We start from the raw sequence: 13,714 nt of genomic DNA, 5'->3' as shown, positions 1-13,714 counted from the left end.
AAGCAAGAAGCATGAGTTTGATGACAAAGCTAGGTTTCAGGGCACTCGTGGCCTCGTGTCTGATTACGGCGGGCAGCGCCGCTAACGCTCAGGTCAACGTGCTGATCACCGGGGTCGGCTCGACCCAGTTCCCCATCGCCACCGCGAATTTCGCGAACGAGGCGAACCTGCCGCAGCAGGTCACGTCGATCGTCCGTGCCGACCTCGCCCGCAGCGGCAAATTCACCAACATCGACGCAGGCAGCACGCCCGTGCCGGAAACGGCATCGGTCGATCTCGGCGCGTGGAAGGCCAAGGGCGCGAATGCGTTCGTCGCCGGCAGCGTGAACCGCGAGGCGAACGGCCAGTACAAGGTCAACTTCATCCTGTACGACACCGTGAAGCAGCAAAGCCTCGGCGGCCTGTCGCTGACGGCCACCGACACCACGCTGCGCACGGCCGGCCACAAGATCGCCGACTACATCTACCAGAAGCTGCTCGGCGTGCGCGGCGTGTTCGCCACGCGCCTGTCGTACGTGATCAAGACCGGCAACCGCTACCAGCTGCAGATTTCGGATTCGGACGGCCAGAACGCGCGCATCGCGCTGTCGAGCACGGAGCCGATCATCTCGCCGTCCTGGTCGCCGAGCGGCACGAAGGTCGCGTACGTGTCGTTCGAGCGCAAGAAGCCGATCGTCTACATCCACGACCTGCCGACCGGCCGCCGCTACATCGTCTCCGACCAGAAGGGCAACAACAGCGCACCGGCATGGTCGCCGGACAGCAACACGCTGGCCGTCGCGCTGTCGCTCACGGGCAATACGCAAATCTATACGGTCAACTCGACGGGCGGCGGCCTGCGCCGCCTCACGCAGAGCAGCTCGATCGACACCGAGCCGTTCTACTCGCCGGACGGTCGCTGGATCTACTTCACGAGCGATCGCGGCGGCGCGCCGCAGATCTACCGGATGCCCGCACAGGGTGAAAGCGCCGGTGCCGCGCAGCGCGTGACCTTCACCGGCAGCTACAACACGAGTCCGCGTATCAGCCCGGACGGCAAGCTGCTCGCTTACATCTCCCGCACGGGCGGGGGCTTCAAGCTGTACGTTCAGGATCTGCAGACCGGCGCGGCGAACGCCATCACGAATACGAATCGCGACGAATCGCCGAGCTTCGCGGCAAACGGCCAGTACCTTCTGTACGCCACCCAGTCGGGTGGTCGCAATGTTCTGGCAGCAGTGCCCTCCGACGGCAGCGCGCCGCCGCAGATCCTGTCCGTCCAGGGCGGCTCCGTACGTGAGCCGTCGTGGGGGCCCTTCATGCAATGACCACAAGGAGAGTAACCATGATGTCGAATAAAGCTCGTCTGGCCCTGGCCGTGATGATGATCAGCGCGCTCGCAGCGTGCAAGTCGGGCGTGAAGCTCGACGACAAGGCAAACAACGCGGGCGCGGTCAGCACGCAGCCGAGCGCTGACAACGTCGCACAAGTGAACGTCGATCCGCTGAACGACCCGAACAGCCCGCTCGCGAAGCGCAGCATCTACTTCGACTTCGACAGCTATTCGGTGAAGGACGAGTACCAGCCGCTGATGCAGCAGCACGCTCAGTACCTGAAGAGCCACCCGCAGCGCCACGTGCTGATCCAGGGCAACACCGACGAACGCGGCACGAGCGAGTACAACCTCGCGCTAGGCCAGAAGCGTGCGGAAGCCGTGCGTCGTGCGATGGCACTGCTCGGCGTGAACGACTCGCAGATGGAAGCCGTGAGCCTCGGCAAGGAAAAGCCGCAGGCAACGGGTCACGACGAAGCATCGTGGGCGCAGAACCGTCGCGCCGACCTCGTCTACCAACAGTAAGTAACGGAAGAATCGCCGTATGACGCACCGTGTAACCTGGCTGCGCGTTGCCGCAGCATTCTGCGTCGCGGGCGCGGCGTGGTCGGCCGCGCCGGCGCACGCCGGCGTGTTCGACGACAACGAAGCGCGCCGCGCCGTGCTCGACCTGCGCAGTAAAACCGACAACCTGGCGAGCCAGTTGTCCGCCGCCCAGCGTACGATCCTCGATCAATCCGGCCGTATCGACCAGCTGAACCAGCAGGTCGCGACGCTGCGCGGCGAGAACGAGGACCTGACGAACCGGCTGACGACGCTCGAACGGCAGCAGAAGGAGTACTACCAGGATCTCGACACGCGACTCAAGAAGTTCGAGCCGCAGCAGGCGACGATCGATGGTGTCGAAGGCACCGTGCAGCCGGGTGAAACGGATGCGCTCAACGCGGCGCAGCAGCAGTTCCGCAACGGCAACTTCAAGGCGGCCGCGGCTTCGTTCCGCGCGTTCATCGCGAAGTATCCGCAGAGCCCTTACCAGCCGACCGCGCAGTACTGGTACGGCAATGCGCAATACGCGCTGCGCGATTACCGCGGTTCGACGGCAACGTGGCAAGGGATCGTCAGCAAGTTCCCGCAGCATCCGCGCGCAGCCGACGCACTCGTGGCAATCGGCACGAACCAGCTCGAGCAAGGCCAGAAGGCGGCCGCGAAGAAGACGTTCGAGCAGGTCGTTTCGCAGTACGCCGGGTCGAACGCGGCGCAAACGGCGCAGGGCAAGCTTGAAACGATCAAATAATTATCGTGACGGGTTGTTGACAGCCTGATAACCCGTCGCTATAATCTTTTGCTCTTTGGGTCGTTGCCAAAGTTGTTGAAGCAACGAGCCAACAGGTTTCAAGAACGTGGGGTGGTAACTCAGTTGGTTAGAGTATCTGACTTTTAATCAGAGAGTCGAGGGTTCGAGTCCCTCCCACCCTACCAACTATCTTCGATAGTGCAATTAAAGCCTCCCAAGTGGAGGCTTTTTTGCGTCTGTCGCTTGCGGTGTCAAGTTCGGGAACCCGGCATGGTTGAGGCACGCGCGGCCGGCGAATATGTGAATTTGAAGCAAGGCCTGGCAACCATGCCAGACCCTTCTTAATTTCCCAGGCGATCACCGATGCGCCAACCGGCCATTACATTGCGGTTCGCGACTTGAATGTTGTGCCGCGCTTGGCATGGCTCCCGCTCTTACGCATCCCTCTTCTCGCGAGCCCGCAAGCCTCCTTGAGGGTGCCGTCAAGCACTCAAGCCAGGTAACGGACCGGCGCGCAAAGCCATCGTCAAATCTCGGGACGTTTGCCGTTCAAGTTCCGCGGTTCGATTTCGTAGCGACTCGATCTCGCCGCGCGATACTTCAAGTTGATTTCGTAGACTCGATAGTTCGTTTTCAAGCAAACGGGTCCGCATTGCAAACCCGTTCGTCGATGCCGGCTGCCCGTCGGTAGCGGCATCGTCCGATGCGATGTGTGCGCCCCCCGTACCCACGTGCAACTGCGTCAGTTGCTCCGCATGGGTGTGTGAACGCTCCAGTTGCTGACGCAACAGCAATTCAATTTCCCGACGCGAGTTCGCCAGTTTCCCCTGCGTGTCCATCAAACGCTTCTCCAACTCATCAGCGCGCCTCGCATGCTCTTCAATCAGCAGTGCAAATCTTTTCTCGGCGGCATCAATCGACGCAACACGTTCCAGATCGATCCTCTTGTATGTATCGGTGAGTGCCTCCGCATACTCCTGCTCTCTTTCCGCCTGTCGTCGCAACAGCGATTCCACCTCGCTGCGGACATTCAATTCAACCTTCGCCCGGTCTGCATCCAACCTGACGCGCTCGAGGGTCAACGCTTCCTCGCGCTCACGCAACTCCCGTACCTTCTCACGGAACTCGTCGTTCGCTCTCGCCCAGCCGGTGTTCGATTCCACCGTCCAGATCCGCCCTACCTCATATTGCCCATGAGCAATGAAGTGGCCATAGGGGGCAATACCCGCCGTAATCAGATCGACGTTGTTCAACAGATAAGCAATCGGATCAAAATCTGCCGGAATCGCCGGATCGCTTGCCAAATGCCAGTCGATATTCAGCAGGGCATTTGCAACATCGACGGCACCGGATTGCTGAGTCAGCGTAATCTTCTCCAACGCCCAGTCCAGCACAAGATCCTGTACGCGCGCCTTGTGACCAACTGCGTTGTCGGCTGCTTCCCTTGATGCTTGGACGGCATTCTGCTGGCGATCGGCTTTTTTAGCCCCCCCGGAAAGCGACACAACATCGGCCCCGCCGAAAAATTCCTTGTTGATCCAGTCCAGATCGCCGCCGTAGCGCCGTTCAAGCTCACTCTCGGCAGCTGCACTTACCTCAACGGCCTCAGATTTGGCAAACGGGTCCGCATAGATCATGCGATCCGAAATTTCCTCGGAGAAAGCACCACCGAATTCCCGATTGATCCTACGAAGAAGATCACGCTCTACGCCAGTCAGCGAGCGGTTGACGATCAGGTCCTGATAATCAAGAGCATCAATACCGATCAGGTCGACAAAGGAATCAACCACCCGCTTGTTGATCGCCTCATAGCTGATTACGGTAATTTCATCACGCGAAAGCGCCTCGGCGAGCGACCGGAGTGTACGAGCGTGAAGCCACTCGGCAGTACCAACCCATACCTCGAAATCCTCATACATCCCATGACGCTTAATAAGCTGATCATAGACGGATTTCATGAACGGGATCACATTTCGCACGTAGAAAATCACACGCAGCTCGATGCCATTCTCTCGGCAGACATTCGCGAGCAGGCGCCAGTTTTCCGGGGAAAATTCACTAAACAGTTCCGACGAACAAATCGCATTGGAACTACTATCAAAATAGGACCTGATGACTGCGGCGACCGACGCCGTGTTTTCCTCGCACTCACAAACAGCTTCGCGCAGCATTTCGCCGTTTCCGCTCGATATCTGATGCTCGAAGGATATTCCGGCTTTATTTAGATATCCTACACCACATGCAGCAATCTTTTCGGAGTTGAACTCAAGAAAACTTTGCAGCGCGGACGATCCTGTTTTAGGACCACCTGCATGCAAGAACAAAGTAGATTTCATGTTATTTTCAATCACCCCAGATCGACCGGAACCCCGCAATTTTGAATTCACTTCTAGACGGAAGAAAACATCAACGTCTTGATAATAATTTATTTAAATTCACTCATTTAATCAACGTCGCCCCCCGGCAAGTCAAAGGCGCCCTACTGAAACTTGCTTACAACAACCAGAAACTTCAAAGGCTGATTCAAATATTCTTGCACTGCAGCCGCAACGTTGGTTTACCGGAATCTTACTGCTTTTCGATACAATTCTCCACGAAATTCCGTATTTCAATAGGCCTGATATAAGCTGACGAAAGCGCACGGCAGCGCACCGGTCAGGGCTGAGAATCCGCAGGACCCAGCGTCAGCCGGGCTTCCGATGTCGCCGCCGCAACCGGCACCTGCGCCGCGGCAGCGCCCGGTGCGCGCAATCGCATGATCCCCACGTCGCCGACTTCCACGAACAGATCGCCGTTCGGCGCGACGACCATCCCCGCCGGACGATTCAGCGACCCCGGCAATGCGCCCGGTCGATTGCCGCGTGATCCGAGTTGCCCGGCGATCACCGCAGCGTCGCCCTTCGCGTCGATCCGCAGCACGGTATGGTTTCCGCTATCGCTCACGTACACGTTGCCGCTCGCATCGGCCGCGATCCGGTCGGGCATGCACCACGTCCAGTCGCAACTGATCAGGTTGTTCGTCAGCCGGTCTTCCTCGTCGCGCGACTTCGCATTCGCCAGCGCGCCGTAGTACGCATGCTCCGCAGCCGGCCACGGCCCGGGCAGGAAATGGATGCGGTGGGCGCCGGTCGCGGGGTCGATCTGCCAGATCACGTCGCGACTCAGTACGTAGAGCTGTCCTTGCGGGCCGATCGCCAGATCCTCGTAGCTACCCGGCCGTCGCCCGCTTGCGACGAAGCGTTCGACGTCTTCGCGCGGAATCTTGTATTGCTGCGCCTCGCGCGCCACCGTCGCGACCGTTCCCGTCGAGAAGTCGAGCCGGCGGATACTCGCGCCGCGGCCGGCCACGTAAGGGCTGTCGTCGAGCACGTACAGCCGGCCATCGCGATCGAAACGCAGGTAACGCGGCCGCCAGAACGTTGCCTGCGCAAACGCGCCGTCGACCCGCGTCTCGTCGCTGACCTTGCCGCTCACCGTCTGCACGTTGCCGCGCGAATCGATACGCCGGATCAGCGCATTGCCGCTGTCGGCGACATAGAGGTTGCCCGCCGAGTCCAGCGCAAGCCCCGACGGATAGCGAAAGCGCGCGGTCAGGCGCGGCCCGTCGTTGCGCCCCTTGACGTCCGGCGCGCCGGCCCACAGCTCGCTCTTGCCGTCGGGCGCAATCCGGTAGATCGCATCGTCGAGCCGGTCGACGTAATAGATCGTGCCGTCGGCGGCCACCGCGAAATCGTCGTCGACCGACCCCGGCAACCGCACGCGCTTCGCGTCGGCGGTGCCGGTCACCAGCAGCGCATCGCCGCGGTTGCTCACCCCGGCGTAGGCGAGCAGGCGGCCGTCCGGCGCCGCCTGCAGCACGACCTCGCCGCTGCCCGTCGTGACCAGCCCGCGGCCCGATCCGTCAATCGCCAGCGACGTCAGGTCGCGATCGTCCGAGCGTCCGCGCTGCAACGCAGGCTGCGCGATGCGCACGGTCGCGCCCGGCTTGCCGTCGGCACCGATCGCCGAGATCGACCGCGCCGTGGCCGCGATCATCTGCCCCGCGCCGTCGAACGCCAGCGCGATGTAATCGGGATCGTCGCGCGTATCGCTTGATTCGGCCTGCTTGTCATTTTCGCTCGCCGGCGCCATGCCGATGAACGGCACGCTTGCGGCCAGTGCCGCGACCGGACCCGGCTCCGGCGGCATGCGAACCGGCACCGCCGACGACGCATCGTCCCGCGCATCGGCGGTCTTGCACGAGGACGACGGCGAGTAGCCATTCGGCGTCACATGGCCGAACGCCTTGCCGTCGGTGATCCAGATCGCACCGTCCGGGCTCGCCGCGATCGCGCGGATCCCCGATGGCGTGCAATCGCCGTCGGGCTGCTTCCACGTCGCCACCGATCCGTCGGCGCCGACGATGCGCAAATGGCCCGAATACTGTTCGAGCGTCCAGAGCCGGCCCTGCCCGTCCAGCGCGATGACATCCGGGTGATCGAGCTGACCGACGCCGCGCGGGCCATCCGCGTCTCCCGACTGGCCCGGCACGCCGGCGATCGTCGCGACGGTGCCGTCAGGCCGGATCGCGCGCACCAGCGAGTTGCCGGTGTCGGCCACATAGACGGTGCCGTCCGGCGCGCGCACGGCATCGCCGGGCTGGTCGAAGCGCGCGGCGCCAGACACGCCATCCTGGTACGCGCGCACGCCGCTGCGACCGGCCAGCGTCGTCACATGGCCTTGCGTATCGATATGTCGCACGGTCGACGCGTACTTGTCCGCCACGAGCATGCCGCCGTCCCGGTCGGCATGCAGCCGCAGGCCGCCGGCAAAGCGGGCGCTCGTACCGGCACCGTCGAGATTGCCTTCCGAACCGGGTGTGCCAGCCACCCACTCGAGCGACGGCCCGCCTGCCTGCTGAAAGTTGCCGCACGCGCTCAGCAGCACGGCCACGGCCGCGCAGGCTGCGATACGCACGCCGAACCCATTTGCATTCCCGATCATCTTTGTCTCCTCGCCATTCCATGTGCGCCGGTTGCCGGCATGCGCATTGCGCGGGCAAGCCGGCCGACTCCCGTCATTCATTGCGCCGCGGCCTGCGCGGCCGGCCGGCAAAACAGCTCGCCACTGGCGGCCACATAGTCGGTGAGCCGCCCCGGGTCGCGTATATCGAACAGCGACACGCTGCCGGCCTGGCTCGCATTGAGCACCGCGAGCCGGCTGCCGTCCGGATTGAACGCCAGCGCAAGCGGCCATTCGCCGGTGCGATAGGCGGCACGCAGCAGGCCCGTCGTGCGATCGACGACCAGCACCGTGTTCTCCTGCGGCAAGCTGAACGCGATCAGACGACCGTCCGGACTGAACGCGAAGCGGTAGCTCGTCAGCGCACGGCAATACTGCGCGGCCTGGCGCGGCTTCAGCGTGTTCGCATCGTAGATCGCGATGCCGTCGCGAAACAGCGCAACCAGTTCGCCGGAGCCCGGTTCGACCGCCACGTCGAACGCGTCGGCATCGGCAATCGTGCCGACCTGCGCGCGCGTCTGCGTATCGAATGCGTCGATGCCGCCCGCCACGCCGTTCGTGACGAACAGGCGCCGCCCGTCCGCCGACAGCGCAAGCGCAGCCGGGCGGCCGAACGGCTGGTTGCCGGCGCTGCCGCCGTTCAGCGCAATCGGCTTGCCGACCGTGCGGAACGTCGCGAGATCGATGACGGATACCGAGTTGGCAACCACGTTCAGCACGTAGGCGCGCGCGCCGTCCGGCGACACCGCGACAGCCTGCGGAAAGCGCTGCACCTTCGCGACGCTGTCGATCTGCCCGCTGTCGAGGTCGAGTTTCGCCAGCGAATCGGGACGCATCGAGCTGACATACGCATGACGCTCGTCGGCCGCGATCGCAATACCCGTCGCTCCCATCCCGCGGCAGAAGTTGTCGGGACAGCCATCCTTCGCAACCTTCGCCGGTCGCTCGCCAAGGTCACGCATGCGCTGCCCGGCCGCAACGTCGATCACCGCGACGGTGTTGTCGCCGTTGCTGGCGACGTACAGCCGCTTGCCGTCCGGCCCGAACGCGATGCCGGCCGGCTCGTTCCCGACCGCAATGACGCCCGGCGCAGCGGGCGCCGTCTGCGCGCACGCGCCGGCCGCCAGCATCGAAAGCACCATGGCAAGCACGGCCCGATGCAGCACCCGCGGTTTGAAATCGACTCTCACGCTCTTTCTCCCGGAAGAGGGTCACACGGCATCGAACGATGCGTCCGCGCACCCTCGCGTCCCGCAGCACGCCGCCCTGTCCCGCGTACAGATTGTCGTCGAGCGGCTCGGAGCGGAATTGCACGAACACGTCGCGCCGAAACACGTCGTTCTTTGCGTCGTAGTTGCCGGTGCTCGCGCCGATCTCGACGAAGTCGACCGGGCGGGCGGCCAGCGCGGCAATCTCCGCGCACGCATCGGCCGGCAGTCCGTCGTGTGCGATGATCCATTGCGCGAGTGACGCGGGCCGCACGGTCTGCTTCGACAGCGCCAACACGAGGTGCTTCAGACTGTCGACGGCCTATGCGCCCTCCGCCGCCGCGCCGGTCGTCCGTCTCCCGCACGAGCACGGCCTTCGCCGCCCTCGAACGCGATGCGCGCAGGTGCGCCGCGTGGTTTCCGCACAGTCAGGCATCCGGAATATCACCCTCGTCATGCGCATCGGCACGGATGAGACGAACGGGCGAGAAACCCGCCGCACAGCGACGATTGCAGGTCGCCCGCGCGCCGTCGTCGCGAAACGGGCAGCGCTGCAACGCGCCCGCTTCGCGTGGCGTCACTCCTGGACGGACGGCGCCGATTCGGCGTCGGTATAGCGCGGCTTCGCGTTCTGCAGGTCACGCGTATTCTTCTGCACGGCGACCGCACCGAATAGCGCGAGCACGAACGACATCGCGTAGAAGCCCTTCTCGCTCAATTGCAGCGTCGCGTTGAAGAGACCGACGACCAGCAGCGCGATCGACAGCAGCAGCGCGATCCAGCTGAGGCCGTAGTAGATGCCGGTGACGGGAATGCCTTCCGCGCGGTCGCGAACGCTCTTCTGCAGCGAGATCGCCGCATAGAGGCCGAACACCAGCACGGTGAAGTAGTAGCCCTTCTCGTTGAGCTGCATGCCGGCGTTCCAGAGCCCGATCAGGAATGCCGCGAAACCGGCGAGCAGTGCGGCCCACGACGCGGCCACGAACGCGAACGACGGTTGCTGGATGGTGGTCTGGTTCATTGCTTTGCCCTCTCTTTCTTCTTGTTCGAAATCATTTTCGTTGAACTGCGTGTCGCGCATGGTAGCAGCTTTGGTACGCGGCAAGACCGCTTGCTTGCAGTCTTACGGTTCGCGCTGCGCCCGTCGCCAGCGGCCCGGCGTCGTGCCGAGCACCGCGCGAAACGCCTTGCCGAACGCGGCCTCGGACTGGTAGCCGACCGCCTGCCCGATCTCCGCCTGCCCGCGCTGCGTGTCCTGCAGCAGCGCGCACGCATGCATCATCCGGATCTGCGCGACGAACGCGCCGACACTCATCCCGGCCCGCTCGCGGAAATGCCGCGCGTACGTCGCACGCGACATCGCGGCTGCGTCGCCGAGCGACTCGACCGTCCACGGTTTCTCGGGCGCCTGCAGCACGGCCTGGACCGACGGGCCGAGCCGCGCGTCGGCTGCCAGCGCGAGCCAGCCGGACGGCACGCGCGCGCCGCGGCCGTATGCGCGCAACGCATACGCGAGCAGCGCCTGGCCGAGCGCATTCACGATCGCACCCGCGCCCGGCTGCGCGTTCGACGCCTCGGCGCGCAGCACGCTCGTCAGTAGTTGCAGCGGCGCGAACCCCGATGCCTCGCGCAACCCGACATGCAGCACGTGCGGCAGCGTGCGCATCAGCAGCTCGCCCGCGCCGCGCGCATAGACGAACCGCCCGCACAGCAGGTCCACGCTCGCGCCGTCCGGTTCGGCCGGATCGAGATTCGACATGACCGGCAGCACCGCGCCGCCGCTCGCGCCCCGTTCGCGCAGCGCCGCGGCCGGTCGCGACCGGCCGGCGCCCGCGTCGAGCAGGTCGTGCGCGCCACCGGCGGGCAGCAGCACGAAATCGCCGTCGGCGAGCTGCAGCGTGCGTCCGTCCGCGGTACGCAACCGGCACGTTCCGGCCAGCACGAGATGAAACACCGCTTCGCCGGGCGGCAGCGGGTCGTGCGGCATCGCGAACGGCCCGTCGAGCAGGCAGCGCACGTCGAGCTCGACATGGCTGCGGCCCAGCGACAGCAGTTGACTCAGAGCATCCATGAGACGATCGCGCTAAAAATTGACACTGTAGCGTATCGAAACCCTCAGCGCGAACGATCAGAATGGTCCTGCATCGCCCGATAGCGCGGCGCCCGCCGCTCTCGTCACCTCTTCTCGAAAGGACGCATCATGCTGAACTGGAACGAATACCGGAAGGAACTCACGACGCGCATCGGCGACATCGCCAAGCTGTCGCCCGATACGCTGGCCGGCTACAAGGCGCTGTCCGGCGCCGGCGCCAAGACGGGCCATCTCGACGCGAAGACGCGCGAGCTGATCGCGCTCGCGGTCGCCGTCACGACGCGCTGCGACGGCTGTATCGCCGTGCACACCGCGGAAGCGGCCAAGCATGGCGCAACCAAGGAGGAAGTGGCGGAAGCGCTCGGCGTCGCGATTGCGCTGAACGCGGGCGCGGCGCTCGTCTATTCGGCGCGCGTGATGGACGCGCTCGGCGAGTGAGCCTGGACGGCCGCGGCGCTGCCGTCAGGTGGCGGCGCCCGGCCGCATGGAACGCATGACCGCTGGTCCGCCCGTGTCGCATCGCGCCTCCGGGCGGACCAGCGATGTATGACGATAGGTCGGCGTCCCTGGTCGAATGGCCAGCCGGGCCCACACCAGCGCGAATGCGCGACGAAGTCGGCTACCATGCTCCGAACGATCCATCGTGAAGGAGCGCTCCATGTGCCGCTGGCTCGCCTATACGGGTAACCCGATTCATCTCGAGACCGTCCTGTTCCGCGCGAAGCATTCGCTGATCGACCAGAGCCTGCATTCGGAGCTGGGCGCGACGACCACCAACGGCGACGGCTTCGGCATAGGCTGGTACGGGCACCCCGACGAACTCCCGTTCCGCTATCGCTCCGTGCATCCCGCATGGAACGACCGCAACCTGCGCGAAGCCGCGCGCGCGATCCGTTCGCGCATGTTCATCGCGCACATTCGCGCGGCCACCGACACGCCCGTACAGGAAACCAACTGCCACCCGTTCCGCCACGGCCGTTGGCTGTTCGCGCACAACGGGCTGATCCGCGACTTCCACAAGCTGCGCCGCGACCTCACGATGAAAGTCGATCCCGCGCTGTTCCCGACGCTCGAAGGCTCGACCGACTCCGAACTGATGTTCCGCCTCGCGCTGACCTACGGCCTCGAGCACACGCCGCTGCCGGCGCTCGAGCGGATGGTCGGCGTGGTCGAGGAAACCGCCGCGCGGCATCGCGTGGCCGACGCGCTGAACATGACGATCTGCGCGACCGACGGCGACCGGATCATCGCGGTGCGCTATTCGAGCGAACGGCAATCGCGCTCGCTGTTCCACAGCACGTCGTTCAAGCACCTGCACGAGCTGTATCCGCACAACCCGCGCATCGCCGAAGCCGGCGACGACGCGTTCATGGTCGTGTCCGAGCCGCTCGTCGACTTGCGCGGCGCGTGGGAGGAAGTGCCGGAGAGCACGGCGATCGTCGCGCAGGGTGCCGATGTGCAGCAGCGGCCGTTCGCGCCGCGGCGGAAGTGACGCACTGCAGTCCTGACGAAATGGAGCGCATTCCGGTATCGAGTACATCAGCGCGACATGGTAATCGCGGCCGTCCCGTTTTCAGTAGCCGGCACTCGCTACCGCGACGGTAGCCGGAAGGGATGCGCAACCGTGCCCGAAAAAATAATTGAGCAGGACTCCGCCAATAATGCCCCGATTCAATAACTCGGCGACGGAGTAGAGCTACGGAAGCAAACCGCGAGGACGCTTCCGCAGATTTCACTGAATAAAAAATTAATACTCTTGCAATTTCATGCCGGCCAGGAATCGAGTCACATAATCAGCTGACGGTCGGAGATGTTTGCAGGAATTCTGCGGCACCTCTTCTGGAAATCGTCGTCATTCTTCTAACAAATACGGCACCAGTCGTTTGCTCTCCCGACTCCCTCGTGGCACAGGCCCCTACCAGGACTTGCGGCAAGCGCGACCGGAAGGCGAAAGGGGCGAAGATTCTACGCGCCTTTATACCTTCTCGGCCACGCGCGTTTATTTCGAACCGTTACGAAGAACCGGAAATCATTACCGAGCAGATACTGCACGCAAGCCGTCGCGCGACATATGGACAAAGCTTTATTCCTGATTAAAATATTCAAGTTACAAAAAATCAGAAGGCACGTTACAATTCGCCTACGGACGAATCCGAACCACAATAAAGTAACGACGCAGTTCCCGGCACATCGAATCCGAGATGACTCAAGATCTCCAGACCACTCTCCCTGTCACGCTGACGGGTAATCAATCCGTGCTTTCCAGCATGAAGCAGGATCATGCCTTCGTGGTATGGCTCACCGGGGTTTCCGGTGCCGGGAAATCGACGCTATCGAATCTCCTGAAGGAACAGCTCGATGCTCGAGGCCTTCGTTCCTTTCTGCTGGATGGCGACCAGCTCCGCGAAGGATTGAATCAGGATCTGGGGTTCAGTGACGCGGACCGCCACGAGAATATTCGTCGGACGGCCGAGGTCGCACGCCTGATGGTGAATGCAGGGCTTGTCGTCATCGTCGCCCTGATCTCGCCGTTTCAGGAAGCGCGCGCCAGGGCGCGCGCGCGCTTTGCCCCCGGGGAGTTTTTCGAAGTCTTTGTCGACGTTGAGCTGGATGTCGCGGAAGCGCGCGACCCAAAGGGGCTGTATGCGTTGGCAAGGCAAGGCGCCATTCGGCAGTTCACCGGCATCGAATCGACCTATGAAAAACCGGTATCGCCCGACGTGCATGTGCGCACGGGTAAAGCAAGCCCGCTGGAATGCGTGCACGCAATCGTTCAGAAATTGCCATTGAACGCCTGATACCGGCAC

Annotated in this window: 12 protein-coding genes and 1 tRNA gene; 8 read left to right on the top strand and 5 right to left on the bottom strand. The window is 63.6% G+C overall.

What is annotated here, in order from left to right:
* Positions 1–11 precede the first annotated feature (11 nt).
* The 4 genes from tolB to WJ16_RS03615 all read left to right on the top strand — a co-directional run bounded on the left by tolB (position 12) and on the right by WJ16_RS03615 (position 2,791).
* Positions 12–1,307, top strand: coding sequence for a Tol-Pal system beta propeller repeat protein TolB (gene tolB, locus WJ16_RS03630; RefSeq protein WP_069255880.1), 1,296 nt, complete (start codon positions 12–14; stop codon positions 1,305–1,307).
* A 17-nt stretch (positions 1,308–1,324) separates the two neighbouring features.
* On the top strand, positions 1,325–1,837 hold the full coding sequence (pal, locus tag WJ16_RS03625; RefSeq protein WP_006484980.1) for a peptidoglycan-associated lipoprotein Pal: 513 nt from the start codon (positions 1,325–1,327) through the stop codon (positions 1,835–1,837).
* A 19-nt stretch (positions 1,838–1,856) separates the two neighbouring features.
* Positions 1,857–2,606, top strand: coding sequence for a tol-pal system protein YbgF (ybgF, locus tag WJ16_RS03620; RefSeq protein WP_069255879.1), 750 nt, complete (start codon positions 1,857–1,859; stop codon positions 2,604–2,606).
* A 108-nt stretch (positions 2,607–2,714) separates the two neighbouring features.
* Positions 2,715–2,791 (top strand) — tRNA-Lys (locus WJ16_RS03615).
* A gap of 297 nt (positions 2,792–3,088) precedes the next feature.
* Here WJ16_RS03615 and WJ16_RS03610 read toward each other — a convergent pair.
* The 3 genes from WJ16_RS03610 to WJ16_RS34630 form a co-directional block, all read right to left on the bottom strand.
* A complete protein-coding gene (locus WJ16_RS03610) occupies positions 3,089–4,942 on the bottom strand; it encodes a hypothetical protein (RefSeq protein ID WP_157126714.1) in 1,854 nt (617 codons plus the stop codon).
* Between the two features lie 319 nt (positions 4,943–5,261).
* Entirely contained in the window at positions 5,262–7,589 is a 2,328-nt protein-coding gene (locus tag WJ16_RS03605) for an NHL repeat-containing protein (RefSeq protein ID WP_157126713.1), read from the bottom strand.
* A gap of 77 nt (positions 7,590–7,666) precedes the next feature.
* The gene (locus WJ16_RS34630) at positions 7,667–8,749 is read right to left on the bottom strand and encodes a beta-propeller fold lactonase family protein (protein ID WP_069255876.1); all 1,083 of its coding nucleotides are present in this window, start codon (positions 8,747–8,749) and stop codon (positions 7,667–7,669) included.
* Here WJ16_RS34630 and WJ16_RS34625 point away from each other — a divergent pair.
* Positions 8,748–9,077, top strand: coding sequence for a hypothetical protein (locus WJ16_RS34625; protein ID WP_069255875.1), 330 nt, complete (start codon positions 8,748–8,750; stop codon positions 9,075–9,077). The two genes, WJ16_RS34630 and WJ16_RS34625, sit on opposite strands and share 2 nt — an antisense overlap.
* 315 nt (positions 9,078–9,392) lie before the next feature.
* Here WJ16_RS34625 and yiaA read toward each other — a convergent pair whose 3' ends face one another.
* Together yiaA and WJ16_RS03585 are read right to left on the bottom strand one after the other, a co-directional pair.
* Positions 9,393–9,836 carry an inner membrane protein YiaA gene (yiaA, locus tag WJ16_RS03590; protein ID WP_011351064.1) on the bottom strand — a complete coding sequence of 148 codons (444 nt, stop codon included), beginning with the start codon at positions 9,834–9,836 and terminating at the stop codon, positions 9,393–9,395.
* Between the two features lie 102 nt (positions 9,837–9,938).
* Positions 9,939–10,886, bottom strand: a complete 948-nt coding sequence (locus WJ16_RS03585; RefSeq protein WP_069255874.1) for a cupin domain-containing protein — start codon at positions 10,884–10,886, stop codon at positions 9,939–9,941.
* 129 nt (positions 10,887–11,015) lie between these two features.
* On the opposite strand from WJ16_RS03585, the gene WJ16_RS03580 reads away from it, so the two are divergent.
* The 3 genes from WJ16_RS03580 to cysC all read left to right on the top strand — a co-directional run bounded on the left by WJ16_RS03580 (position 11,016) and on the right by cysC (position 13,705).
* On the top strand, positions 11,016–11,345 hold the full coding sequence (locus tag WJ16_RS03580; RefSeq protein ID WP_044844086.1) for a carboxymuconolactone decarboxylase family protein: 330 nt from the start codon (positions 11,016–11,018) through the stop codon (positions 11,343–11,345).
* A 220-nt stretch (positions 11,346–11,565) separates the two neighbouring features.
* Positions 11,566–12,399, top strand: coding sequence for a class II glutamine amidotransferase (locus tag WJ16_RS03575; protein ID WP_069255873.1), 834 nt, complete (start codon positions 11,566–11,568; stop codon positions 12,397–12,399).
* A 775-nt stretch (positions 12,400–13,174) separates the two neighbouring features.
* On the top strand, positions 13,175–13,705 hold the full coding sequence (cysC, locus tag WJ16_RS03570) for an adenylyl-sulfate kinase (protein ID WP_091921266.1): 531 nt from the start codon (positions 13,175–13,177) through the stop codon (positions 13,703–13,705).
* Positions 13,706–13,714 lie beyond the last annotated feature (9 nt).

The organism is Burkholderia metallica, assembly GCF_001718555.1.
GTDB classification, from domain to species: Bacteria; Pseudomonadota; Gammaproteobacteria; order Burkholderiales; family Burkholderiaceae; genus Burkholderia; species Burkholderia metallica.
Note: the sequence above shows the minus strand (reverse complement) of the source record. Positions and strands in the feature narration are given on the sequence as shown.

Excerpts from the sequence above, each read along its gene's own strand:
- tolB (WP_069255880.1), top strand. The coding sequence starts at position 12 with ATGAGTTTGATGACAAAGCTAGGTTTCAGGGCACTCGTGGCCTCGTGT.
- pal (WP_006484980.1), top strand. The coding sequence starts at position 1,325 with ATGATGTCGAATAAAGCTCGTCTGGCCCTGGCCGTGATGATGATCAGC.
- ybgF (WP_069255879.1), top strand. The coding sequence starts at position 1,857 with ATGACGCACCGTGTAACCTGGCTGCGCGTTGCCGCAGCATTCTGCGTC.
- WJ16_RS03610 (WP_157126714.1), bottom strand. The coding sequence starts at position 4,942 with ATGAAATCTACTTTGTTCTTGCATGCAGGTGGTCCTAAAACAGGATCG.
- WJ16_RS03605 (WP_157126713.1), bottom strand. The coding sequence starts at position 7,589 with ATGATCGGGAATGCAAATGGGTTCGGCGTGCGTATCGCAGCCTGCGCG.
- WJ16_RS34625 (WP_069255875.1), top strand. The coding sequence starts at position 8,748 with ATGGCAAGCACGGCCCGATGCAGCACCCGCGGTTTGAAATCGACTCTC.
- WJ16_RS34630 (WP_069255876.1), bottom strand. The coding sequence starts at position 8,749 with ATGGTGCTTTCGATGCTGGCGGCCGGCGCGTGCGCGCAGACGGCGCCC.
- yiaA (WP_011351064.1), bottom strand. The coding sequence starts at position 9,836 with ATGAACCAGACCACCATCCAGCAACCGTCGTTCGCGTTCGTGGCCGCG.
- WJ16_RS03585 (WP_069255874.1), bottom strand. The coding sequence starts at position 10,886 with ATGGATGCTCTGAGTCAACTGCTGTCGCTGGGCCGCAGCCATGTCGAG.
- WJ16_RS03580 (WP_044844086.1), top strand. The coding sequence starts at position 11,016 with ATGCTGAACTGGAACGAATACCGGAAGGAACTCACGACGCGCATCGGC.
- WJ16_RS03575 (WP_069255873.1), top strand. The coding sequence starts at position 11,566 with ATGTGCCGCTGGCTCGCCTATACGGGTAACCCGATTCATCTCGAGACC.
- cysC (WP_091921266.1), top strand. The coding sequence starts at position 13,175 with ATGAAGCAGGATCATGCCTTCGTGGTATGGCTCACCGGGGTTTCCGGT.